Genomic DNA, 23,311 nt, shown 5'->3' with positions numbered 1-23,311 from the left:
CTTATACTTTATTTTGCAATTGTTACAGCACGCTTTTCACGAATAACTGTTATTTTAATATTACCCGGGTAATCAAGTTCTTTTTCAATTTGGTTACGAATGTCTCGTGCCAATACGGTAATACGATCATCTGAAATTTTATCAGGCTCAACCATTACGCGAACTTCACGTCCAGCTTGAATAGCATATGCCTGTTTAACTCCATCATACCTGCTAGCTATTTCTTCCAGGTCAGTAAGTCTTCTAATATAATTTTCCAAACTTTCGCTTCTGGCACCGGGTCTTGCAGAAGAAATTGTATCCGCTGCAACTACCAATTCAGCAATAAACGATAACTTCGGCACATCTCCATGATGTGCTGCAATTGCATTAACAACCACATCCGGCTCGTGATACTTCCTAGTCAATTCCACACCTATTTCAACGTGTGAACCTTCAATATCATGGTCGACTGCTTTTCCAATATCGTGTAATAATCCCGCGCGAACCGCTAATTTTTCATTTAATCCAAGCTCCGCAGCCATTGTCCCAGCTAATTTTGCAACTTCAATTGAGTGACCTAAAACATTTTGACCGTATGATGTACGGTATTTAAGTCTACCCAATATTTTAACCAGCTCAGGATTCATTTTATGAATTCCCAGCTCCATTAGAGCGCTTTCTCCAGCTTCGTAAATATCATCATTTACCTCTTTACGAGCCTTATCGACTGTCTCTTCGATTCTAGCTGGATGAATTCTTCCGTCCTTAATTAAACGCTCCATTGCCCTTTTAGCAATTTCACGTCTAATTGCATCAAAACCACTTAGTGTGACAACTTTAGGAGTATCATCAATAATTAGATCTACTCCGGTAAGTGCCTCAAAAGATCTGATATTACGCCCTTCTCGACCGATAATACGACCTTTCATTTCCTCATTAGGCAAATCAACGACTGATACTGTAGTTTCGGCTACTGTATCAGCAGAACTGCTTTGAATTGCATCAATAATTATTTTACGTGCATAGTGATCCGCCTTGGCTTTTACTTCTGCATTACTATTACTAATCATTTCTGCTCGTTCTTTAACCAATTGGTCTGCCAATTGATTTAAGACGAGCTTTTTCGCCTGCTCCTTGTCTAAATGAGCAACTTCATAGAGTTTTTGTGTAGTCTGTTCGACCAATTCATCAGCCTTTTGCAATTTAGTGGTTAATTCAGTTTGCTTTTGTTCCAGCTGTTCATCTTTTTTAGCTAAATCTTCCTCTCTTTCTTTTAGCAAAGAGTTTTTATGATCAAGAGTATCCTCTCGTTGTGTTAAGCGATTTTGATCGCGTGCTATTGTATCACGTTTGTCGTTTAATTCATCTTCAACTTTTTGTCGATAATCTTGAATTTGTTCTTGAGCTTCAAGAATTTTTTCCTTTTTAGTGTTTTGCGCACTTTGTTTTATAGCGTCAGCTGCCTGCTTTTGTGCATTGACTTCAGCCTTAGCAGCGTCGACTCGTGCTTTTGCTTCGGTTAAAATATGATCGGCATCGTTTTGGGCATTTTGGGCTTTCTTCTCCCAAATTTTTTTACGTGTAGCGTATCCTGCAACTGTGCCTACTATAATTGAAATAATAGCAATCGCGACGGGAATCAAAAATTTACTCATCATGATTTCTATCGCCTTTTTTATTTTTTTAGATTATTCACACAATATTAATGATAAAGAACCACGGGGATTATGTCAAACGTCATGAAAAAAACCTCAACCAGTTTTCACAGGTCGAGGTCTATTTCCTCATAGTTAGCTGCTTTTGCTGTCAGCTTCTTTTTTATCAGAAGCTTCCTTTTCTTTGCTTGCAACTTTCTTGGCTTTTTTCTCTTTTATTTTTTCCGGATCTTCTCTTTCAGCTACGGATTCCTCATCAATACCAAAAGCCTGACGAACTTGTTTCTGAACATCATCATAAACATCAGGATGATCTTCAAGATACTTTTTCGCATTTTCACGGCCTTGTCCAATCCGCTCATCATGATATGAATACCAGGAACCAGCTTTAGCAATAATGTCCTTGTCAGCGGCCATATCTAGAAGTTCACCGCTTTGCGAGATGCCTTTACCATACATCATATCAACTTCGGCAACTTTAAAAGGTGGTGCAACCTTATTCTTAACAACTTTGATCTTTACGCGGTTACCAGTGATTTCACCACCAGTTTGTTTAATTTTTTCTGCTCTTCTAATTTCAAGTCGAATAGTTGCGTAAAACTTAAGTGCACGACCACCTGGCGTAGTTTCAGGATTACCAAACATGATCCCAACTTTTTCACGTATTTGATTAATAAAAATTGCTATAGTTTTAGTCTTATTAATATTACCTGAAAGTTTACGCAATGCTTGACTCATTAAACGTGCTTGCAGTCCAACGTGACTGTCACCCATCTCGCCGTCAATTTCAGCTTGAGGTACAAGTGCTGCAACTGAATCAACTACTAAAATGTCAATCGCACCACTCGTAATCAGTGTATCCGCGATCTGCAATCCCTCTTCACCAGTGTTAGGCTGGGATAAAATTAATGAATCAACATCAACACCTAGTGCTTCTGCATAAGCAGGATCCATCGCATTTTCAGCATCAATATAAGCAGCGGTGCCGCCTCTTTTTTGCACTTCAGCGACCGCATGTAAAGCTACTGTCGTCTTACCAGAAGACTCTGGTCCGTAAATTTCTACAATTCTACCACGGGGATAGCCGCCAACTCCTAAGGCCGCATCAAGAGCAAGCGAACCTGAAGGAACAGTTGAAATTTTGGTGTCAGCTTTATCGCCCATACGCATAACGGCGCCTTTACCAAAATTCTTTTCAATTTTCTTAAGCGCATTTTCCAATGCAGCTTGTTTTTCATCTTTGGCCAAGACTCTTGTCCTCCTATAAATAGTTTCATCATTTTAATACGTAATAATTATACTTTGCTTTAGTGTATATTTGCAAGAAAAAAGGCGAACAAATGTTTATTAATTTTATTCACAATAATAATTACGCAAAAACCAGCAAAACTTTTTTAGTTTGCCTTTTTTAATCCTTTTGGTTCTAAAATTTTTTGCAAGAAGTTCAAAATGACATCTGCTAAAATTGCCATTAATGCTGTAGGAAGAGCACCAGCCAGTATAATTGCACTGCCGTTTGTAGCATTAGTGCCACGGATAATAATATCACCTAACCCGCCAGCACCAACAAATGAGCCAATTGATGTAATACCAATAGCTATTACTAAAGCGTTTTTTAAACCTGCTATGATAACTGACATCGATAAAGGCAGACGAACCATGTAAAGCAGCTGAAACTTTGTCATACCCATACCTTTACCAGAATCAATAACATTTTTATTAACATTACTCATACCAGTATATGTATTTTTTATAATAGGTAAAAGTGAATAAAGTGTAACAGTTACAATAACAGTCATAACACCTAAACCCAGACCAATCATTACAATGGACAACAGAGCCAAAGATGGAATAGTTTGAATAAAGTTGGCAATTTCAACAACAAAGTCACCTAAATGACCATTCCGGGAGATAAAAATTCCTACTGGAATTCCTATAATTGCAGCAAATAATACCCCATATATTGAAATGAGAAAAGTACGATTAAATTGTTCCAATACGTAACTGCCATTATGGGCATAATAATAAATAAACTGCTGCCACAATGATAAATGAGACATTATTTCTCCCCCCTAAAGTAATTATGCTTTACTAAAAATTGATGTGCAACAATAGCCGGCTCAAGCAATTTATCATCAACTTGGAAATTCATTTTACGAATATCATGAACACTCACATTGCCAACTAACCGTTTCAGTATCGGCTTTAATTCAGGATGCTCGCGCAACAAATAATTATTGATTAACATCCCACAATTATATGGTGGAAAGAAATGCTTATCATCTTTGAGAAGATGTAAATTATAGCTGTCAATTCGACCATCTGTTGAATAGCCCAAAATGACATCCATTTTTCCACTATTCAAAGCAGAATATACTAAACCTATGTTCATAGGATGGGCTTTAGAAAAAGTCATTCCATATGCTGTTTGAAAAGCCGGATAACCTACTCCTGGGGCATTAACCCACTCCGATGCTACACCAAAAGAAAATTTGTCTTTAACTTTCTTTAAATCTGAAATTTTATAAAGATGATATTTCTTTTGATCTTTTGCTCTAACCATAAAGGCATAATTATTAGCAAAACCATAGGTATGCAAATAAGTTTGATCCCATCTCTTTTTTACTTCTCTGCGAACTGTATCATTTGCCTTCTTGGAATCTTTAATTGCAGGTAAGAGCAAATTTGCTGTTAACTCGCCACCATCATACGCGGCTGCTTGTATATCAGCATCATGACGATACAATGCCTGGTGTTGCATAGGTGCAGATCCCAAATTATTAACAATTGATGTCTTGTATGAAGTTTCGTGCTCAATTAATTGAGCAACAATATTAGCCATAATTTGAGATTCAGTCGTTGTTAGTGCCGTAATTCTAATGTTTTTTTCACTGCCCTGACTATCAGAAAGTCCCGGTAGACCACAAGCACTAGTAGTAAGCATTACCAGCAAGGTTGTTATCATTAACAATATTTTTTTTAAATACTTTTTCACGATGAACGCCTCCTTATATTCCTTTTGGAGTCAGCTTACGTTCCAGCTTGCCCAATAGGTAATCTGTAAGAAGAGCCAAAATGATTACAGGAATTGTTCCTCCAAAAATGAGATCCGTTTGGTAGAGACTTAGCCCGTTAAAAATAAAGTCTCCTAAGCCGCCAGCTCCGATATACGAAGCCAGAGTTGCCCAAGCAATTACATAAATAGCAGAAAGTCTAATTCCTGCCATAATTACTGGCATGGCTAAAGGAATATCAACTTTTAAAATAAGCTGCATATTAGTCATGCCTAACCCGCGTGCAGAATCAATTGTATCTTGATTAACATCAGTTAGTCCTACGTATGTGTTACGTAAAATTGGCATTAAACTATAAAGAAAAAGAGCTATAATTGCTGGTACTTTACCAACACCAAAAAATGGTATCATAATTGCTAGAAGAGCCAAAGCAGGTATAGTTTGTAACATACTGGCTATTGCTATTACCACTTTAGCAATTCGCTTAAATTTCATTAATATAACGCTCAGTGGAACTGCAACTAGTATTCCCAGTCCTAAAGAAATAGCAGAAATATATATTTGTTGCCAAGTTTTTACTAATAACTCTGAACCGTGTTGTGCAAAAAAGGCTGACATTATTATTTCGCCTCTTTTTCTGAAGAACCTTGCAGGTGACTTTTATCGCCCCATATTTTTTCATAAACAACATTTACCAAACTAGCTCGAGTGACGATTCCAACTAATTTTTTATCTGAATCTGTTACTGGTATGTAACTCTTATTACGACTCATAATCCGACTAAAATTATCACGTAGATATTCCTCCGGACCGACAGTCCCTAGTTTAGTAATCAATATATCGCTGACGCTACTTGCTTTAGGGTAATTGCGTTGCAAATCATCAATTGAAATGTAACCTTTAAGATGGTCTCCATTATCAACTACTAAAAGCGTATCAACTCGATGCTCCTTCATCATAGTTAAAGCATCAGTGAGAGAAGCACCTAAATCAATTTTTGTTGGATTAGTCAGCATCACATTTTTAACTTTTACAGTTTCATATTTTGCTTCTGACAAGCGCTCCTCACCAATCAAGCTCTTAACGTAGTCATTTGCAGGTTGGTGTAAAATCTGATCCGGTGTTCCTACTTGAATTAACTGGCCATCATGTAAAACAACTACCTTAGTGGCAAGCTTTAACGCTTCGTCCATATCATGTGTGACGAAAACTATTGTTTTGCCTAAGCGTACTTGTAAGTTTTGAACCAAGTTCTGCAAGCTTTCACGCGTTATTGGATCGAGTGCGCCAAATGGTTCATCCATTAATATCAAGTTTTGATCTGCCGCAAGCGCACGTACGACACCTATTCTTTGCTGCTGACCACCAGATAGCTCTGTTGGGTATCTGTCTAAATATGACTCAGGCAACTCAGCCATTTTAATAAGCTTTTGTGCTTCTCCAGCCAACTTTTCTTTAGGCCACTTTAATAATTTTGGTACTAAAATTATATTTTCTCTGATAGTCATATGAGGCATTAAACCATTATTCTGAATAACATAACCGATATGACGCCTTAAATTGACAGGATTGAAACTTTTAACATTCTTGCCGTTAACAAGTACTTCACCTTTAGTTACACTGTTCATGCGATTTATCATACGCATTATAGTTGTCTTTCCTGAACCGGAGGTGCCAATCAGGCAGCAAAAATCACCTTTTTCTATTTTAAAACTAATATGTTTAACAGCTGCATTTTTCATCTTAGGATATATTTTTGAAACATCCCGAAATTCAACTGCTGGTACTTTTTCTACCATAAAATTTCCTCCTTTTCCAATATTCCCTTAATTTAATCCTAACAAGTAAATGTAACTTAATCAACAATCTGTCTTTTCAACAGCAGTTTATATTAAAAATAATGCACAAAAAAACACTACTAAAAGTAATGCTTTTTTTCTATATTAACTTTTCATTAATTTACATTGAACCTTCGAAAACATCCCATGAACTGTGGAAATAATCCCAACCAGAATAAATTGTAAAGATTAATGCAATGTATAGCAAAATTGTTCCTATGTGATAGAAGTCTCCGATTAACAGGAAAATAATTGAGAGCATTTGACAAGTTGTTTTAATCTTGCCAGGCATGGCTGCAGCCATAACTTGACCCTTGTTTTCTGCCAATATTAAGCGCAAACCTGTTACTGCTAATTCACGACAAACTATAATAGCGATAACCCAGGCAGGAGCCAGATTTAACGAAATTAACATGATAAAAGCAGTCATGGTAAGCATTTTATCTGCCAGCGGATCTGCAAATTTACCAAAATTGGTAACAAGGTTGCGTGATCTTGCTATGTGCCCATCAAACCAATCCGTTGCAGATGCCACTGCAAAAACAATAGCTGCAATGACTAATTTCCAATAAACAGTTGTTCCTGCAACCTTAACACTAGCATCGCCACCAAAAATGACAATTAACATAAAAACTGGTATCAATAATATTCTAAAAACCGTTAACTTATTAGGCAAATTCATTCTTAACTTTTCCTCCCAAAATAACTATCTTTCATTACTATCATTCCCACCGGAAGAAGTGCCACCTGAATGACCAGATTCACTACTGTGTTCATTATTATTTGACTGATTGCTATCATGACCTGACTGATTATTATTCTGGTTACTCTGGTTATTATTTTGATTACTTTCTTGGCTATTGGATGAACTAGAATTATTGTTGCCACTAGTACCATTATTAGTGCTATGATTGCCAGTTTGATTATGGCTCTGGTTTTGATGATTTGAATTACTATGTCCTGAATTATTGGTCGTGGCTCCAGAATTGTTCTGGTCAGTTTGAGTTTGATTACTTTGATTGCTGTTACGTTTACCAATATAAAAGGTCAAAGAAAGATTCGAATTCTGAGCAGTGTATGGAACTTTTTTACCACCAATTGTAACTGAAGTCCCGACAGCATTACTGAAAGTAACAACGACAGTTTGAGCAGTTTCAGGAATCCTCAATGTGTGCTTTTGACCAGCAGTTAAAGTCTGACCACTTTGGTTAACGCCGTTCATAGCAATAGAAACTGTAGTAGCCTGATCACCAGCTCGCACAACCAAATTGCGATTATTTTTTAGACCAGTAATTTGGAACTGATTTGTAGCTAATTCTTTAATTTTTACGCTCTTCTTTTTAGGTTTCTTGATCTTTTGACGATGTTTATCATTATCTGAAGAAACTGATACATCACCCGCTGTATTATTATTTTCATTGCGGTTAGAAGAGAAATGAGCATAAACAACATAGCATACCAAAATAACAACGATTATTCCCAGGCCAACAATAATTCGTGGAAGGTAATCTTGCCATATCTTTTTCTTATTATTAGTTGTTTTGCTGACTTCTTCACTTTTATTGTCAATCGAATCTTCAACAAATTCTTCAGGCTCAGCCTTTGGTATATCCTCGTGATATTCACTTAGCAGCTTTTTACCATCCAAACCGACTATTTGAGCATACTGTCTGATAAATGCTCTTACATAAAAATCACCCGGAAGCTTATCAAAATCATTTTGCTCAATCGCCGTCAGATATCTGCCTTGAATTTTGGTTGCTTTTTCAATATCTTCAATTGAAAGTCCCTTAGCCTCTCTGGCACTGCGTAATTTATCTCCGATATCTGCCATAGTTACCTCTTTAAATCCTAAATTTACTCTTTGAGTATAACATATACTACATACTATTTTTATATTTAAATGAGCCAGCCGCCACTTACATAAATAGTCTGACCAGTTAAATATCCAGAATTAACGTCCAGCAGCGTTTTAACCCAATAAGAGATATCTTTGCCCTCTGCTAAACGTCCAACAGGTATTTCGCCCCTAACCTCTTCCATTGCTTCTGGTGCTAATATTGAATTCATTGATGTGTTGACCGCGCCAGGTGCTAAAACATTTACTGTGAGATTAGCAGAAGCCACTTCACGAGAATATGCTTGTGCGAAGCGCTCAAGTCCAGATTTTGAAGAACTGTAGACAGCTTCCATAGCGCTGCCTGAACCACCATAAACCGAACCTAAATAAACAATACGACTATAATCATTTTTTATCAAATGAGGTTCTAACAAGCCTGTTAATTTAATAGGAGTAATCAAATTTATGTACAAAACTTCATCAATTTTGGTCATATTCTGACTGCTAACAAAATTATAATCTGTAACTCCTTGGGCAAATACCACTGCGTTCACTGGCAAAAGCTCACTAACAAATTCTTTTAATTCGTCATTTTTAGCCAAAAAATCTAACTTTATAGGAATAAAGTCCTGACTAGGATATTTTTGACTCATTCCTTCAGCCATAGTATAGGCCTTTTGCCAATTTTGACTGCAATGAACATAAAGAGACCAACCGGCGTTGGCTAAGTCAGCACAAATAGCTTGACCAATGCCACCTGTTGCACCAAATACAAGTGCTCGCTGCAATTAAAACATTCCTTTTATTTTATTTTAGTATGAAGATGACCATATAGCTAAACTAGTCCATTAAAGATAAATTCAGTTATGTATTCATATTCATTTTTATTTTAACATTATTTTTTTGCAAATTTGAACTAATAAAACGACATGATAAACTTTCTTAAAAATTAGGTCTTATCCTCATCTTTTTTAGGCGGTAACAAAACTTGACGAGGCTTTGATCCTTCAGATGGGCCCACAATCCCCTTCTCTTCCATCGCATCAACTATTCTGGCAGCACGATTGTAGCCTATACGAAATCTTCTTTGTAAAAGTGATACACTTGCTGTTTGTTGCTGTCTTACCAGTTCAACAGCCTGATCATAAAATTCATCCTCTGGTGCGTCATCTTGTTTTCCTGAATTTTCTTGACCTTTTTGCGGAATCATCCCTTTATCATATTCAGGCTTTTGTTGTTTCTTTACCCAAGATATTATCTTCTCAACCTCACTTGAAGAAACATAAGCACCTTGAATTCGTTCAGGTTTGGAGGCTCCTACCGGCATGTACAACATGTCTCCTCTGCCGAGCAACTTCTCAGCTCCCGTTTGGTCTAAAATTGTTCTTGAATCAATACCACTTGAAACAGCAAAAGAAATTCGAGATGGTACGTTTGCCTTAATTAAACCGGTAATGACATCAACACTTGGTCGTTGAGTAGCCAAGATCATGTGAATTCCCGCAGCGCGCGCCATTTGCCCCAAACGCACAATTGCACCTTCAACATCGCGGCCACCAACCATCATCAGATCACTAAGTTCATCGACTACTACCAAAATATATGGCAATGGTTTCATTGCAGGCTTCGATTTATCTTGATTATTGAGTTGAACCTTATCATTAAACTCACCCACATTACGGACACCACTTGCGGCAAATAGTTTATAGCGTCGTTCCATTTCCTTAACAGCTTTGCCTAATGCATTCGCAGCTAACTTAGCATCTGTAACTACCGGTATCAACAAATGTGGTACACCATTATAAACCGAAAGTTCAACCATTTTAGGATCAATTAAAATCAACTTAACTTGATCCGGCAGTGCCTTCATTAATATACTCGTTAAAATGGTATTGATTGCAACAGACTTTCCGGAACCTGTTGAACCAGCAATGAGAAGGTGGGGCATCTTAGTTAAGTCAGCTGAAATCGTTTGTCCGCTAACATCCTTGCCCAAAGGCACTTGCATAGGATCTTTTTTAGCCCTATTATCTTGATTCTGCATTACATCTTTAAAAGCAACGACCGAAGTGTTTTTATTCGGCACCTCTATACCGATATATGGTTTGCCAGGTATAGGCGCTTCTATTCTGATATCTTTTGCTGCCAAGGCAAGAGCCAAATCATCTGCTAAATTAACAATCCTGCTAACTTTAACTCCAACAGCAGGCTGTACTTCATAACGTGTAATTGTAGGACCCAAAATCGCTTTTTTTATGATAACTTTGACGCCAAAACTTTTAAAAGTAGATTGTAAAGTTTGCGTATTTTTGCGAATAAGAGCCTTATCGGTACTTTGATCAACATTCTTAATGCTGTCAAGCAAGGTTAAAGGAGGTTTTTGATAATTTGGACTTACTTTCTGATCTTGTTTAAGTTCGCCATGATCAACAGATTCCAATTCTTGCTTAATTTTCTTATCTTCTTCAACAAAAGAATGTGATTTGGGTAAATTGCCACTGGTATTATCAGTTTTGCTCTCTTTTTGAATATTATTTTGACTGGCCACCTGAATTTGTGGCTCAACCGGAGACTGTTCTGGCATATCACCAAATTCTGATTCATTCGAAACAGAATTGTCTACATCCGTAGTGTCTGCAAATTCTTCGGTTGACTTGTCATTAACAGCAAAATCATCAACATCAGGAAAAACCATATTTTGAGAATCCGATGTCTCCTGTAAATTTTGAGATTGTTCATTCAAGTTCTTCTGTTGTTGTTTTTCTCTGAATGAACCATATTTATCTTTTATTTTCGTGCCAGCTGCCTTATTTTTATCAATAAAAAGCTGACTAACCGTCTGAAATTTTTTAATTATAGTTGCAAACTTTACATCAAAGAACATTAAAATGCCGCAGGGAATCAATAAAATCGCAACTACACGCAATCCTATATGGCCTAGTAAGGGATAAAATATTTGGTAACATAATGCGCCAATGACTCCTCCACCAACATGTTTGGTAACAGCCATTCGGCCAAATTCGGCAGATATTTCATGCCAGAATGCATTCATAAACGCATTATTTACAAATTCACTTTCAAAATAAATGCTGCTCTGAATTAATAAAAATCCGAGTATTGCAAAAAACAGACCACAACTGCGCTTAAATTTAAAGTGCATCGGCTTGTTGTAAATCAGCATAACCAGGCCAAAAATAATACAAATTCCAGCAGCTAATAAATATGAATCTCCAAAAAAGAAACGAAAAATATTCGCAACTTGTTTACCAAGAATTCCAAATTTAACAAATGCCAAAACTGAAATAATAATTTGTACAAGGCCAACAATTGCCCAAGTAATTCCAGTATTCTGATTTTTCTTATGAGATTTAGTGGTTTTTCTCCTCTTCTTTTTAGGCATAATACTACCTAATCAACAATTAAAAATTTGCTTGGAAGTTCAAATTAACTGGTTCATCCAAAGTAATTTGAGTAACTTCATAAGTAAGGGTTTCAATATATTCAACTAATGGACGACTAAGCAACTTATAATCTGTCTTTTCCAGATCGCTGCCATCACCAAAATAATCTTTAATTTTAACGATCTGACTAATCATTCCACTTACAGAAAAATCTCCCGGCGCAGGTGCTACGTCAAAAACAACGGTTACATCAAAATAATTGCCGTCAGTACCAGCATCAGTTGTGCCATCATCATTTTGTTTTTCGACCTTTTTTAAGCCAAAATTTACCTGATCTTTAGTTTCCGGCTCTTCATTAATATCATAATGAAAATTTTTGACTATAACAGGAGTTTCTTTTTCAAAATCCATCTTAGTTTCCTCCTAAATTTCTTTCATAGCGCTCAGGGCGATTGTAGTTATCTTTTAATTTATCATTTTCATAATGATGTGTAGTTTCTAAATTAGGAAAACCCTGCTGACGCAATGCTTCAAGTAAAACTATCGCCACTGAGTTAGCCAAATTATAACAACGAATATTATCCGACATTGGTATTCTCAAATTGCGCTCGTAATATTCTCGCATAAATGTTTCTGGTAAACCAGTAGTTTCTTTGCCAAACACAAAGTAGTAATTTTTCGCAGAATCTGTATAATCTATTTCCGCATAATTTTTTGAAGAAAATTTAGAAATAAGATACATTTCGTCTTGGGAACCAAGTTGACCTAGGAATGCATTAAGATCTTCATGCACCCGGACATCAACCTTATCCCAATAATCCAAGCCAGCTCGTTTCATTTTTTTGTTATCGATTTGAAAACCTAATGGCTCAATCAAATCAAGAACTGTATTAGTCCCGGCACAAGTTCGAGCAATATTACCAGTATTAGCTGGCATTAGTGGCTCATATAACACTACGTGATTTGTCAATCTTTTTCTCCTTCACTATATTTTTAACAAATAAAACTTATTTTTTTGGCGCTTTTTCTTCTGATCCCGCGCTTAAATTATTCGAGTTCTCAGCCGCAACTTGGAAGTTTTCCTCATCTTCATCTTCTTTGAAAACCTGAGAAACATTACGGTAATAGTTATAAACACGCAAAATAATAATTTTTAAAATAGCATAAATTGGAATACCAAAAATGACGCCCCAAAGTCCCCAAACAGAACTTGAGCCTATCAATAACAAAATAGTGGTTACCGGGTGCATCTCCATCTTGTTTCCCATTACCAAAGGACTAATAACCCTTGACTCAATGGTCTGTTCGATTGCAAAAACAACCAAAACTTTAATTACCATTGGTACAGAAAGCATAATAGCAATCACGATTACAGGTATAAATGAAATAAAAGTACCAAAATATGGAATAAGGTTAAGAATACCGCTTAAAACAGCAAGGGCAATGCCATACGGAAGTCCGATGATACTGTAGCCAATGGCAAACATTATTCCGACCCAAAAAGCAACAGTAAGTTGTCCCCTAATATAAGATGCTAGTGCAGTATTAATATCGTAAAGAAGTTCGCCAAAACTTTTCTGCCAACGCTTCGGTGCAAATTGCATTAAGTAAGGGCGTAAATTGTGAGCATCTTTTAACATAAAAAACAGAATAAAGGGTGCAGTAAGTAAAGTCATAACTATAATAGTAACAACACTAATTGCTGAAGAAATATTGCTAAGCGCTGCATTGACGGCCTCATGACCTGACTTAAAGAGCATATCTTGCGCCCTGTTGATAGCATCATTAATATTGCCCTTAACACTGTGAAGTTGCGGATTACTCAGCCAATCCTGTACCGCATTTGTAGCATCCTTCCAGATATGAGGCCAATGAGTAATTAATGAGTTAATTTGACTTTGAACAATTGGCAATAAAGTATTAACTATCCAAACGAGCAAAACTGCTACTAAAACAAATAATCCAAGAATAGTAACAATCCTTGGTACTTTGAACTTTCTCTCTAAAATATCTACTAGCGGATTCATAATATAAAACTGAATCAAAGCCAGCATTAACGGAGGAAGAATCGCACTTACAAAGACCTTAGCGGGATTTAAAACAAATGATATTTTGTTGAACAACCAAATCACAAGGAAGAACAACAAAATGTTTAGTAGTGCAATACTAAACCGATTATTCAAAAACCATTTTTGAAATATGGTTCTTTTTTTATGCTTTTTCTCGTAGTCCATCAAATCATCCTAATCAAATGTGTTCATATACTATGTCATCACCAATATTAAATTCAGGCATTGTCTGTTTATCCTCTATAGTGAAATACACACCGTTAGCAAGAGGATTTTTTGACTTTTTCTGATTAAAAAACAGCGTTACATGACCTAAAGCTCTCATATCGCTAGTAACCATGGAACCGACAAAGTCAGCAATATAGGTCTGACCATCGATTGTAATTGTGTCGCCTTTTTTCATAATAAAACTACTGACAGGGGTTTGGGCATTAAATTTTTGAATAACCGAAACATCGACTAGTTCGGGAGTGACATTTTCACCAAATAAAATCACCATATTACCCTTAGGCTCAATAGCTTGCTTACCAATTTTCGTAATAGTTGCTGTCCATTTCATAATTTGCTCTCCTTAAGCTTTAATTTTAGCATAACAAAAACCGCTTAACTAATATATAAGCGGTTTTCTTTGTTACTTCTTTATTTTTTATGATAGAGAAGCCATTTTTTAATTTCATCAATAATAACTAACGGTATTGGCAGACAGAATAAGAATAACCAGTCAACCGGTAATAATCTTGTCGTATTGAATAATTGCTGCAAGCCGGGAGTAACAGTTAAAGCCAAAAACAGAAGGATTTCGAATATAATTCCGTACCAGATATTACGATTGCTGAATATGCCTTTCTTAAACAGAGAAACTTTATTTGTTCTGCAATTTAGTACATTAGCAATCTGTGTAAAAATAATTGCTCCCAAAACCATTGTAGTTGCACGCATATAAACTGGACCATCAGCAGCTAATGGCACATGAGGCCAGCCGTTTTGGAAATTCACAAAGAAATATGCACCAATTGATATGGCACTGGAAATCAAACCATACCACAAAAATGCTTTAATAATTACGCTTCTGTTGAGCAAGTGCTCATTACGTTTTCGTGGAGCTTGTTTCATGACATCAGGATCAACAGCTTCTCCACCGAGTCCTAATGCTGGCAACATATCCGTTCCCAAGTCTACTGTTAAAATCTGCATTACAGTCATTGGCAAAGGAATCATGCCTCCAGAAAATAGGAACAATATCGATGGAAAGGCCTCCGGCACATTTGAAGTCAAAATATAAGTTAAAAACTTACGGATATTGCTGTAGACGGCACGGCCTTCTTCAATTGCGGCCACAATAGACGCAAAATTATCATCAGTCAAGATAATATTGGCTGCATCTTTAGCTACATCCGTACCAGTCAAGCCCATTGCTATACCAATATCTGCCTGCTTTAAAGCAGGTGCATCGTTAACTCCGTCACCAGTAGAAGCTACAATTTCACCATTTTCCTGTAAAGTTTTAACGACCTTATATTTTTGTTCAGGAGCTACTCTAGCAAAAATCACTTCTCCTTTCAATGCTTCTCGTAAGTCTTCATTGCTCATGGTTTCTAGTTCATCACCAGATATGACTCGTGCCTTGTCAGAGGTCAAACCAATTTGAACTGCAACAGATTTTGCTGTCAACTTGGAATCTCCAGTAACCATAATAATTTTAATTTTTGCCTGGTGGCAACGTCTAACGGCATTATATATTTCAGGACGAGGTGGATCACTCATTGTAGTCAAACCAACAAATATTAAGTGCTCCTCAGCTGATTCAATGGTTAACTTAGTAACATCAGTATTTTCTTTTTCCACAATTCGATAGGCCATAGCCATACTGCGAAGTCCTTTAGCAGCATAGTCGGCATTGTGTTTTTCGGCTCGTTTCTTATCATCGTCAGTCAGAGCCCGAACTTTACCATCGACTTGAATTTGGTCACACTGCTTAATCACATCGCTAAAAGAACCCTTAGTAAAAATGATATATTGGTGATCATTCCAGCGATGAATGGTTGACATGCGCTTTCGATTAGAGTCAAAAGGCAGTTCTCTTAATCGGGGATATTTAACCAAAACTTTTTGCCGATCAAACCCTGCTTTTTCAGCCATGATAATTAAACAAGCTTCAGTTGGAGTACCTAAAATTTTAGGCTTACCCCCTTTAACTTTGCTGGGTTGAACAGCAGTATCATTGTCCAAAGACGCTATTTGAACCAACTTATGCAAGTCGGGATTTTCTTCATACCACAACTGCTTATTGTTTAACTCAATTTGACCATTATTGACGTAGCCGTTGCCAGTAACTTTATATTCATTTTGAGGAGTCCAAATGTAATGAATAGTCATTTGATTCTGGGTTAAAGTACCCGTTTTGTCTGAACAAATAACTGTAGTTTCTCCTAATGTTTCAACTGAATTTAATTCCTTAACCAATGCATGTTTTTTGGCCATGCGTTTAACACCTTGGGCTAAGCTAAGAGTTACAGTAGGCAATAATCCTTCTGGGATAAAAGCTACAATCATACCTAAAGCAAAAATAAAGGCTTTAGCAAACGGATATTTAACAAAGAAAATTGCTGCAATTAGGAACAAAACGCCTATCGAAACAGCAATAATTGATAATTGTTTCGTCAGGCGGTTTAGTTCCTGGGTTAGAGGACTATCGACTTTATTTTGCTTTTGGGTTAACTGCGCTATTTTGCCAAATTCAGTATTCATTCCCGTGGCAAATGCTATTGCACGAGCTGTGCCTGAGCCAACGGTTGTTCCTGAATAAACCAAGTTAGCTTCAGCGTAACTGCCTTCGCCCGGTGCGTAATCCGTTGTTTTTGATTCAGGTACGGATTCACCGTTTAAGGCACTTTGGTCAACCTGCATCGAGCTGGCAGTAATTAGTCTGGCGTCTGCTGGAATAGCATTACCTGCTTGAAGAATAAAAACGTCTCCAGGAACCAGTTCTTTGGCATCAATCTGCGTTTTTTTACCGTCACGAATTGCCTGAACATAAGTTGGCAACATATTATTCAAAGCATCTGTGGCTCTTTTAGCAGCTCTTTCCTGCCAAAAACTAAACAGACCGTTAATAATATTAACCATCCAAATGGCAATTCCCAATTCAATGGTGCCACTGAACATCGCTACAGCTCCGGAAATCCACAACAAGATTGCCATCATACTAATAAAGTTCTTAAAAAAAGTCTTCCATTCAGATTCTTCTTCAGACTTTTTAATTTCATTACGACCATATTTAGCCAATCTTGCGGTTGCTTCTGCAGAAGTTAAACCTGCAGAAGATGAGTGAAGATTAGTATAAACTTCAGAAATATCATTCTTAGCATAAAGCTCTCGAATTTTATTTTCTTCCATTCCCAACATACCTCTTATTTCAAAACTTTCAATTTTAAACTAATCAATAAAGCTGACACCATACTTTAACACTTTTTAAAATGTTAAAGTCACTCAATATTTTTACAATTGCGTGTCATGCTATACTAATTGTTGAGACAATTATAAATGAAATTGGAGGCTTTTCAAGCATGAAATTATTAATCGGCGGATATACTAAAAAAAAGTCAACGGGAATCTATGAATTACCACTTACCCGTGCAAAAAATGGATTAGAAATGCAAATGGGACCAGCCAAAGAAGTAATTAAAGTCGGGGGTCCGACTTATTTTGTCCAGGATGGCAAGCTAATTTTTACTATTAATAACGCTGGCGCTAAGGGTGGTATCAGCTCATTTGAGCTTATTGATGGCAAGTATCAAGAAAAAGATTCATACTTAACTGCCGGCTCGTCACCTGCCTACATTGGCATTAATCAGAAAAAGAAATTGCTTTATACTGCCAATTACCATACAGCAATTTTAGCTGTATTCTCATTTGATAATGATGGCAAGCTAACTTTTTTAGATTCAGTGACTCACACTGCAGATAGCCTGGGGCCTTGTCCTGAACAAGCTGATGGTCCCCACCCGCATTTTTTTGATCAAACACCGCAAGGCAATCTTGTAAGTTGCGACTTAGGCAATGACTGTGTTGATTTTTACAGTTTCAAAAATGATAAGCTGCAACATTTAGCTAAATATCAAAACGAACCGGGTTTTGGCACACGTCATATTGTTTTCAGTCCTGATGGCAATTATTTTTATGTTGTTGGTGAGCTTTCAAGTAAAATTAATTTAGTCAAGTTTGATGAGGTTAATTGGCAATTTAAGAGTATTGCTACTTATTCAACTATCCCTGATGATTATTCCGACCACAATGGAGCTGCTGCTATTAAAATTAGTAAAGATGGTAAATTTATTTACACTTCCAACCGTGGTCACGATACCATTACTGTTTTTGCAGTTAATGATGATCACACTTTACAGTTGCGCCAAAGAGTCTCAACCTTTGGCGAATTTCCGCGAGATTTTAACTGGGACAAAGATGAAAAATATGTGGTGGCAACCAACCAAAATTCAGATAATGCTACTTTATATACCAGGGACGCGGAAAATGGCTGTTTGACTCCTGTGCAAAAAAATATTTTTGTTCCCGAAGGTACTCGCGTACTTTTTAGTGAATAATTTTCCTATAACAAATAAAGGGTTGTCTAATATAATGACAACTCTTTTTTATTACATTTACTAAAACTATTTTGGAATATTATGCCATAATTCCTGCATATCATGTGGATCGGGCACTTCAATACTAATTTGCCTCTCTTTTTTGAAAGGATCAGGAAATTCTAAGTGAAAGCAATTTAATGCTTGCCTTTTGAAATTATCTTTTTGCCCATATAATGGATCTCCATATAAGGGGTGACCAAGATATTGCATATGCAAACGAATCTGGTGAGTTCTCCCGGTATAAAGGCGTAGTTCTACTATACTGGCATTTTCTTTTTGTGCAATCACTTTATATGCCGTTTTTGCTTTCTTGCCAGTGGGTTCAATACTACGTACAATCGAAGTTCCTTTTCGTCCAATTGGCTGATCTATGATGCCCTTTAGTTCGTCTAAACCAAAATTACCATGAACTATTGCATGGTACTTTTTAATAAATTTATCCTTTTTGAGCTGACTAAAACGTGCATGAGCAATAGCATTTTTACCAACTAAAACCAAACCAGAAGTGTCACGGTCAAGTCGCGTTACAATATGTGGCTTGATATTCACACTTTTTTTGCGCTCAAAATAACCTAAAATTTGGTTAACGAGTGCGTTATCATCATAGCGGGAAGGAATCGATAAAATCCCTGCAGGCTTATTAACAACCAGGTAGTTTTCAGTTTCTTTAACAACCTCAATAGGTTTTTGAGAAGGTGTGAGCCATGGATTATGCTTTTCCTGACCCGGAATGAAAATCACTTCATCGCCAACATGTAAAATGAAGTTTGTATAGCGCCTTTTATGATTAACAAGAATCATGCCACCCGCATTTTTAGCATTATTGACAGCTCTTTTTGAAAAACCATTCTTTAATAAAAAAATCCCCAATTTTTTGGGGGCTTTTTCATCTACAGTAACTTTAAATAGTGTCATCGTTATCTCCAATAAATGCACTTTGAACCCTTGACCAAAAATGGGTATGTCCAAACCTGTCAAAATGAATTTCCTTAGTAGAAATACGGTAATTAATCTTTTTAGCATTTCTAATGTTAATGCGACGACCATCAATGGTCATTACAAAATGATCAGCATTAGGAACTATGGTAACACACTGCTGGGGAGCGAGTACAATTGGTGATGACAAAGATCTAAAAATACTATTGTTAATAGAAGCTATTTCTGCCATCTGTAAGGCTTTAAGTCTCGGATGGATTACGGCACCACCAAGCGATTTATTATAACCTGTTGAGCCGGTTGGCGTTGAAATACATAAACCATCTCCGCGGAAATTTTCAAATAACTGATCATCAATGTAAACTTTAGCTTCAAGCGTATGTGAAATGCGCTTTACTGCTGACTCATTTAAAGCTAAAAAGTGTTTCTTTTCATTAGCTTCAGTTAGAAGTTCCACCTCTAACAGCGGATAGCTGGCAGACTCAGGTTCTCTTAAAAATAAAGCATCTACCATTTTATCAACTTCAGGACCACGCCAATCAGTATAAAAGCCCAGATGTCCAGTATGGATGCCGATGAAGCGAATTGAACTGATTTGGTTTTCATATCTGTGAAAAGCATTTATCAAAGTTCCGTCTCCACCGACCGTAATCACTACATCTGGATACTTGGCATCAAAGACAACGCCCTCTTTGGTTTCTAACAATTTTCGCAAGTGCGCCACTACCTTTAGTGTCTCCTGATTGGTGTTATGGGCAATTGTAATTCTCATTATTTTTCCTTACCCTTGTTTTTGGTAAAAACTTTCTGAGCTTCTTGCACTTCATCTTTAATTAATGACATTTCTTCATCAAGCTTATATGCCGTTTCTGCAGTAGATTTTAGTCTTTCAGAAATATCTTTAGGATAAGAACCCTGATATTTGTAATTGAGAGTGTGTTCTACCGTTGCCCAAAAGTTCATTGCCAATGTTCTAATCTGAATTTCAGCTAATAATTTTTTTGGACCAGTCGGCAAATAAACAGTATATGAAATAACCATATGATAAGAGCGATAGCCCGAAGGTTTGGCATTTTTCACATAATCACGTTCTTCAATGACTTCCATGTCGGCACGTGTATGAATTAAGTCTACCACCTTATAAATATCATCGACAAATTGACAAACTATTCTAATTCCCGCTATGTCTTGCATATCAGTTTCAATAACGTCGAAACTAATTACACGTCTTTTCATTTTTTCTTTAATTGAGTCAACAGTTTTCACCCTGCCGACCACAAATTCTATAGGTGAATGTTCTCCCTTTGTCAAGAAACTTTGTCTTAAAGAACGAAATTTCACCTTTAATTCTCGCACGGCCTCTTCATATGGCCATAAAAAATTATCCCAGTCATAATTCATAGAAATAACCCTTTCTCAAACAGCATATTCATTTTAACATAATTTATATGATAGCAATTTCATATGGTCATTTACCTTAATAAAATAATCCCTGTTTTTCTATACAGGTGCCTAAAGCCTTATTACAAAGTCTTTTTTCTTGCACATTAAACCTTTTGATATTATGATAAATTTATTAATTTCAATTAGGCTATACTATCATAGCTTTAGCACTTATTTTACTTATTTAGAAAATTTTAAAATTTAATGACATTTGTTTTTGATTTTTAGAAACTACTTTTGAAAAATATAGATTTTGATACAGAAAATTAAAGCATTTCTTTCATAAACAAAATTGAATGGAGTAATATTAAATGTCACAAAATAATGAAATTGAAGCAAAAATCATCTTGCATAAGGCAATATACCAAAAACTTTGTCATGATTTTCCAGTAAAGCAAAGCTTTACACAGGAAAATTATTATTTTGATACTACTGAAAGTTTGTTAAAACAATATAACATAAGCTGTCGCATTAGGCTTTTTAGTGACCATGCAGAGCAAACTCTGAAGGTTCCAAATAAGAATCCCATACAAAACGATTTTCACGAAGCAATAGAAATTAATGATTCCTTAAAATTAGATGAAGCTAAAGCATTAATTAAGCAGGTAGCAAAAGGATCGCCTATAATTTTTAAGTATAGCGTAGGAGAATATTTGGATCAGAAATTTTCACAGAAGTTAAAACTGCATTTACAAACTTTCTGCAAAACTCACCGTACATTAGCGAATGGGCCACAAAATTGTGAACTGACTTTTGATGATAACATTTATCCAGATAACTACGAAGATTTTGAGCTTGAGATTGAAAACCATAATCCAGATTTAATAGCGCAAATTCTTGCAAAATTAAAAAAAGAGTATAAATTTACACAAAATTATACTAATACTAACCAAGCAAAAGTTGCACGCGCTTACATACATCGTGTTAGAATATGATTGAGTGAACTTTTAAAAGGGTAGATATTTAATCATTTTATACTTAACAATCAGTATTGGAGGAGCCTGATCATGTTCGAGATTTTTCTTTTTGTTAATCCCGTTGGTATTTATTGTTATAATACGGAAGTTTTAATCAAAGACGCGATTGATGAACTTAATATCAACTCTTCTTTTCATTTTGTTCCGATCATAAATTCAAAAGTAATAAGAGAGGACATTATTAGAAGAAAAAATAATGGCCAGAAAATAAAAGATATATCAAAGTATACAATTGCTTCTTACCAGGCTTTACGGCATTACAATGCAATTAAAATAGAATATGGCAATAAGAAGGCACGTGCTTATTTAGTTGCTTTACAGCGTGTTATGAGTACCGATTTTAATAAATATTCAGAAAGTTTGCCTAGAGAAATTGCGCAAAGTTTAGACTTGGATTTTAGTCGTATTAATAGTCGCAAAATTGCTTGCTATGTTGATGATTCAATTCAACAAGATAAAGATCTTGTCCGTAAATTTAACGTTCGCAATTTTCCTACTACTATTATTTTTAACGAAAGTGGCAATTATAATGGTGTAATGTTAGAAGGTATTCTTGCACATGATAAACTGATAAAGCTTCTTAAGGATAATGATTGTGTTGCCAAAGAGCCAAAGAATTATTACCCCGTGCGACATTTACGGTTGATTTAAATATTTACTTGCATTATCTGACGAATTTATTTTACGAAAATTGTTAAAAACCCAAGGCGGCAAATCATCTATGGTTTGCCTTTTTTTATATAACAAATTTGCAATTTGCATGCCCTTCAAGCTTTTATGTGCAAGCTGCATTTGCAAATATTGTTTTTGCTGTTTGGGATTAACATAATATTTCTGTAACAATGGCTGAAAATGCCATAATTTTTTTAAACCTTTTGCACAGATACCAAAGTTTTCTTCTTGAAAGTGAACTTTATTTGTTAGCGGCTCAAGCAAAACGTTATATTTTAGCCGAATAATCTTTTTAAAAGGATCAATCTCTAAATAATAATCTTGCCAAAAATTGTTTCTGCGAAAGAAAATAAGCTGAGATTTTTTCACGTTTTGTCCTAAGAAATGCCTCTTACCAACTATCCATATATCCTTAATGCCTATTTGTTTATATAAAAAATGGCGATGGCGAAATTCTGACTTATTGAGAGGAGCACACTGAATTTCAAAGGCTAAATTTGAAGCTGCCAATACATCAGCTCGCAATTGTCCATTAGCAAGACTAGCCTCTGTTTGAGCATTAAAATGTACCTCTCTCAGTGCCTGAGTTAGTAATTTTTTACTTTGAGCATGTTCTTTATTTTCCCCACATAAGTTAATTTCAGAAGGTATATGTTTAAAGTAGGGTCGCTTGTCTTTACTTACTAATCGCATTTCTCGTTCACAGTGTGGACAAAAATAATGTTTTTTAATTTTATTGTTACTTTGGGACAACTTGGCTTCCTCAATTGCTAAAACCAAAATATTATTTAACAATGCTGCATACATATTTATCACCTAAGAATAAATACGCAAAAAGGCA

At 36.0% G+C, this 23,311-nt stretch carries 22 protein-coding genes; 3 read left to right on the top strand and 19 right to left on the bottom strand.

The genetic code is table 11. The features are described 5' to 3' along the window. Positions 1 to 8: 8 nt before the first annotated feature. From rny to F5ESL0261_RS03195, 15 genes are all read right to left on the bottom strand, one after another. Complete coding sequence (gene rny, locus F5ESL0261_RS03265; protein WP_370448889.1) at positions 9 to 1,637, bottom strand: ribonuclease Y; 1,629 nt, start codon at positions 1,635 to 1,637, stop codon at positions 9 to 11. 135 nt (positions 1,638 to 1,772) lie between these two features. Beyond that, positions 1,773 to 2,885, bottom strand: a complete 1,113-nt coding sequence (recA, locus tag F5ESL0261_RS03260) for a recombinase RecA (protein WP_034977431.1) — start codon at positions 2,883 to 2,885, stop codon at positions 1,773 to 1,775. A 146-nt stretch (positions 2,886 to 3,031) separates the two neighbouring features. After that, positions 3,032 to 3,697: an ABC transporter permease gene (locus F5ESL0261_RS03255; RefSeq protein ID WP_034977428.1), complete on the bottom strand. Its 666-nt coding sequence runs from the start codon at positions 3,695 to 3,697 to the stop codon at positions 3,032 to 3,034. Beyond that, positions 3,697 to 4,602 (bottom strand): osmoprotectant ABC transporter substrate-binding protein, encoded by a 906-nt coding sequence (locus tag F5ESL0261_RS03250; protein ID WP_122052183.1) that lies wholly within the window; start codon positions 4,600 to 4,602, stop codon positions 3,697 to 3,699. The genes F5ESL0261_RS03255 and F5ESL0261_RS03250 overlap by 1 nt, the downstream gene beginning before the upstream one ends. A 43-nt stretch (positions 4,603 to 4,645) precedes the next feature. Then, positions 4,646 to 5,269 (bottom strand): ABC transporter permease, encoded by a 624-nt coding sequence (locus F5ESL0261_RS03245; RefSeq protein ID WP_034977425.1) that lies wholly within the window; start codon positions 5,267 to 5,269, stop codon positions 4,646 to 4,648. Between the two features lie 2 nt (positions 5,270 to 5,271). Then, positions 5,272 to 6,450, bottom strand: a complete 1,179-nt coding sequence (locus F5ESL0261_RS03240) for an ABC transporter ATP-binding protein (protein WP_122052142.1) — start codon at positions 6,448 to 6,450, stop codon at positions 5,272 to 5,274. A 160-nt stretch (positions 6,451 to 6,610) separates the two neighbouring features. Further along, positions 6,611 to 7,171 (bottom strand): CDP-diacylglycerol--glycerol-3-phosphate 3-phosphatidyltransferase, encoded by a 561-nt coding sequence (gene pgsA, locus F5ESL0261_RS03235; RefSeq protein ID WP_109586066.1) that lies wholly within the window; start codon positions 7,169 to 7,171, stop codon positions 6,611 to 6,613. 24 nt (positions 7,172 to 7,195) lie between these two features. Then, a complete protein-coding gene (locus tag F5ESL0261_RS03230) occupies positions 7,196 to 8,323 on the bottom strand; it encodes a RodZ family helix-turn-helix domain-containing protein (RefSeq protein WP_122052141.1) in 1,128 nt (375 codons plus the stop codon). A gap of 65 nt (positions 8,324 to 8,388) precedes the next feature. Continuing rightward, entirely contained in the window at positions 8,389 to 9,117 is a 729-nt protein-coding gene (ymfI, locus tag F5ESL0261_RS03225; protein ID WP_122052140.1) for an elongation factor P 5-aminopentanone reductase, read from the bottom strand. A gap of 161 nt (positions 9,118 to 9,278) precedes the next feature. Further along, positions 9,279 to 11,729: a DNA translocase FtsK gene (locus F5ESL0261_RS03220; RefSeq protein ID WP_122052139.1), complete on the bottom strand. Its 2,451-nt coding sequence runs from the start codon at positions 11,727 to 11,729 to the stop codon at positions 9,279 to 9,281. A gap of 19 nt (positions 11,730 to 11,748) precedes the next feature. Next, positions 11,749 to 12,141, bottom strand: coding sequence for a DUF1149 family protein (locus F5ESL0261_RS03215; protein ID WP_045927779.1), 393 nt, complete (start codon positions 12,139 to 12,141; stop codon positions 11,749 to 11,751). Between the two features lies 1 nt (position 12,142). Beyond that, positions 12,143 to 12,700 carry a tRNA (cytidine(34)-2'-O)-methyltransferase gene (locus tag F5ESL0261_RS03210; RefSeq protein WP_109586062.1) on the bottom strand — a complete coding sequence of 186 codons (558 nt, stop codon included), beginning with the start codon at positions 12,698 to 12,700 and terminating at the stop codon, positions 12,143 to 12,145. A gap of 37 nt (positions 12,701 to 12,737) precedes the next feature. Continuing rightward, the gene (locus tag F5ESL0261_RS03205; RefSeq protein WP_109586061.1) at positions 12,738 to 13,964 is read right to left on the bottom strand and encodes an AI-2E family transporter; all 1,227 of its coding nucleotides are present in this window, start codon (positions 13,962 to 13,964) and stop codon (positions 12,738 to 12,740) included. Positions 13,965 to 13,977: 13 nt separating this feature from the next. After that, positions 13,978 to 14,358 (bottom strand): PTS glucitol/sorbitol transporter subunit IIA, encoded by a 381-nt coding sequence (locus F5ESL0261_RS03200; RefSeq protein ID WP_034977398.1) that lies wholly within the window; start codon positions 14,356 to 14,358, stop codon positions 13,978 to 13,980. An 80-nt stretch (positions 14,359 to 14,438) separates the two neighbouring features. Further along, positions 14,439 to 17,195, bottom strand: a complete 2,757-nt coding sequence (locus tag F5ESL0261_RS03195; protein WP_122052138.1) for a cation-transporting P-type ATPase — start codon at positions 17,193 to 17,195, stop codon at positions 14,439 to 14,441. 170 nt (positions 17,196 to 17,365) lie between these two features. On the opposite strand from F5ESL0261_RS03195, the gene F5ESL0261_RS03190 reads away from it, so the two are divergent. Then, positions 17,366 to 18,400 carry a lactonase family protein gene (locus F5ESL0261_RS03190; protein ID WP_122052137.1) on the top strand — a complete coding sequence of 345 codons (1,035 nt, stop codon included), beginning with the start codon at positions 17,366 to 17,368 and terminating at the stop codon, positions 18,398 to 18,400. A gap of 66 nt (positions 18,401 to 18,466) precedes the next feature. On the opposite strand, the gene F5ESL0261_RS03185 is transcribed toward F5ESL0261_RS03190, so the two are convergent. From F5ESL0261_RS03185 to F5ESL0261_RS03175, 3 genes are read right to left on the bottom strand one after another with little or no spacing between them, the layout of a single operon-like run. Then, positions 18,467 to 19,357: an RluA family pseudouridine synthase gene (locus F5ESL0261_RS03185; protein ID WP_122052136.1), complete on the bottom strand. Its 891-nt coding sequence runs from the start codon at positions 19,355 to 19,357 to the stop codon at positions 18,467 to 18,469. Continuing rightward, positions 19,344 to 20,150, bottom strand: coding sequence for an NAD kinase (locus tag F5ESL0261_RS03180; protein WP_122052135.1), 807 nt, complete (start codon positions 20,148 to 20,150; stop codon positions 19,344 to 19,346). Before F5ESL0261_RS03180 ends, F5ESL0261_RS03185 begins: the two co-directional genes overlap by 14 nt. Then, entirely contained in the window at positions 20,150 to 20,779 is a 630-nt protein-coding gene (locus tag F5ESL0261_RS03175) for a GTP pyrophosphokinase family protein (protein ID WP_045927773.1), read from the bottom strand. The genes F5ESL0261_RS03180 and F5ESL0261_RS03175 overlap by 1 nt, the downstream gene beginning before the upstream one ends. Positions 20,780 to 21,132: 353 nt before the next feature. Between F5ESL0261_RS03175 and F5ESL0261_RS03170 the strand changes: the two genes are divergently transcribed. Beyond that, complete coding sequence (locus F5ESL0261_RS03170) at positions 21,133 to 21,756, top strand: CYTH domain-containing protein (RefSeq protein ID WP_122052134.1); 624 nt, start codon at positions 21,133 to 21,135, stop codon at positions 21,754 to 21,756. Between the two features lie 72 nt (positions 21,757 to 21,828). Next, complete coding sequence (locus F5ESL0261_RS03165; RefSeq protein ID WP_122052133.1) at positions 21,829 to 22,449, top strand: DsbA family protein; 621 nt, start codon at positions 21,829 to 21,831, stop codon at positions 22,447 to 22,449. On the opposite strand, the gene F5ESL0261_RS03160 is transcribed toward F5ESL0261_RS03165, so the two are convergent. Beyond that, entirely contained in the window at positions 22,435 to 23,277 is an 843-nt protein-coding gene (locus tag F5ESL0261_RS03160) for a competence protein CoiA (protein ID WP_122052132.1), read from the bottom strand. The two genes, F5ESL0261_RS03165 and F5ESL0261_RS03160, sit on opposite strands and share 15 nt — an antisense overlap. Positions 23,278 to 23,311 lie beyond the last annotated feature (34 nt).

Source organism: Lactobacillus sp. ESL0261, from assembly GCF_003693025.1.
Taxonomy (GTDB): domain Bacteria; phylum Bacillota; class Bacilli; order Lactobacillales; family Lactobacillaceae; genus Lactobacillus; species Lactobacillus kullabergensis.
Note: the sequence above shows the minus strand (reverse complement) of the source record. Positions and strands in the feature narration are given on the sequence as shown.

What these genes read in the sequence shown, in the direction of transcription:
- rny (WP_370448889.1), bottom strand. Translation starts at nt 1,637, where the DNA reads ATGAGTAAATTTTTGATTCCCGTCGCGATTGCTATTATTTCAATTATA.
- F5ESL0261_RS03255 (WP_034977428.1), bottom strand. Translation starts at nt 3,697, where the DNA reads ATGTCTCATTTATCATTGTGGCAGCAGTTTATTTATTATTATGCCCAT.
- F5ESL0261_RS03250 (WP_122052183.1), bottom strand. Translation starts at nt 4,602, where the DNA reads ATGATAACAACCTTGCTGGTAATGCTTACTACTAGTGCTTGTGGTCTA.
- F5ESL0261_RS03245 (WP_034977425.1), bottom strand. Translation starts at nt 5,269, where the DNA reads ATGTCAGCCTTTTTTGCACAACACGGTTCAGAGTTATTAGTAAAAACT.
- F5ESL0261_RS03240 (WP_122052142.1), bottom strand. Translation starts at nt 6,450, where the DNA reads ATGGTAGAAAAAGTACCAGCAGTTGAATTTCGGGATGTTTCAAAAATA.
- pgsA (WP_109586066.1), bottom strand. Translation starts at nt 7,171, where the DNA reads ATGAATTTGCCTAATAAGTTAACGGTTTTTAGAATATTATTGATACCA.
- F5ESL0261_RS03230 (WP_122052141.1), bottom strand. Translation starts at nt 8,323, where the DNA reads ATGGCAGATATCGGAGATAAATTACGCAGTGCCAGAGAGGCTAAGGGA.
- F5ESL0261_RS03220 (WP_122052139.1), bottom strand. Translation starts at nt 11,729, where the DNA reads ATGCCTAAAAAGAAGAGGAGAAAAACCACTAAATCTCATAAGAAAAAT.
- F5ESL0261_RS03215 (WP_045927779.1), bottom strand. Translation starts at nt 12,141, where the DNA reads ATGGATTTTGAAAAAGAAACTCCTGTTATAGTCAAAAATTTTCATTAT.
- F5ESL0261_RS03205 (WP_109586061.1), bottom strand. Translation starts at nt 13,964, where the DNA reads ATGGACTACGAGAAAAAGCATAAAAAAAGAACCATATTTCAAAAATGG.
- F5ESL0261_RS03200 (WP_034977398.1), bottom strand. Translation starts at nt 14,358, where the DNA reads ATGAAATGGACAGCAACTATTACGAAAATTGGTAAGCAAGCTATTGAG.
- F5ESL0261_RS03195 (WP_122052138.1), bottom strand. Translation starts at nt 17,195, where the DNA reads ATGGAAGAAAATAAAATTCGAGAGCTTTATGCTAAGAATGATATTTCT.
- F5ESL0261_RS03190 (WP_122052137.1), top strand. Translation starts at nt 17,366, where the DNA reads ATGAAATTATTAATCGGCGGATATACTAAAAAAAAGTCAACGGGAATC.
- F5ESL0261_RS03185 (WP_122052136.1), bottom strand. Translation starts at nt 19,357, where the DNA reads ATGACACTATTTAAAGTTACTGTAGATGAAAAAGCCCCCAAAAAATTG.
- F5ESL0261_RS03180 (WP_122052135.1), bottom strand. Translation starts at nt 20,150, where the DNA reads ATGAGAATTACAATTGCCCATAACACCAATCAGGAGACACTAAAGGTA.
- F5ESL0261_RS03175 (WP_045927773.1), bottom strand. Translation starts at nt 20,779, where the DNA reads ATGAATTATGACTGGGATAATTTTTTATGGCCATATGAAGAGGCCGTG.
- F5ESL0261_RS03170 (WP_122052134.1), top strand. Translation starts at nt 21,133, where the DNA reads ATGTCACAAAATAATGAAATTGAAGCAAAAATCATCTTGCATAAGGCA.
- F5ESL0261_RS03165 (WP_122052133.1), top strand. Translation starts at nt 21,829, where the DNA reads ATGTTCGAGATTTTTCTTTTTGTTAATCCCGTTGGTATTTATTGTTAT.
- F5ESL0261_RS03160 (WP_122052132.1), bottom strand. Translation starts at nt 23,277, where the DNA reads ATGTATGCAGCATTGTTAAATAATATTTTGGTTTTAGCAATTGAGGAA.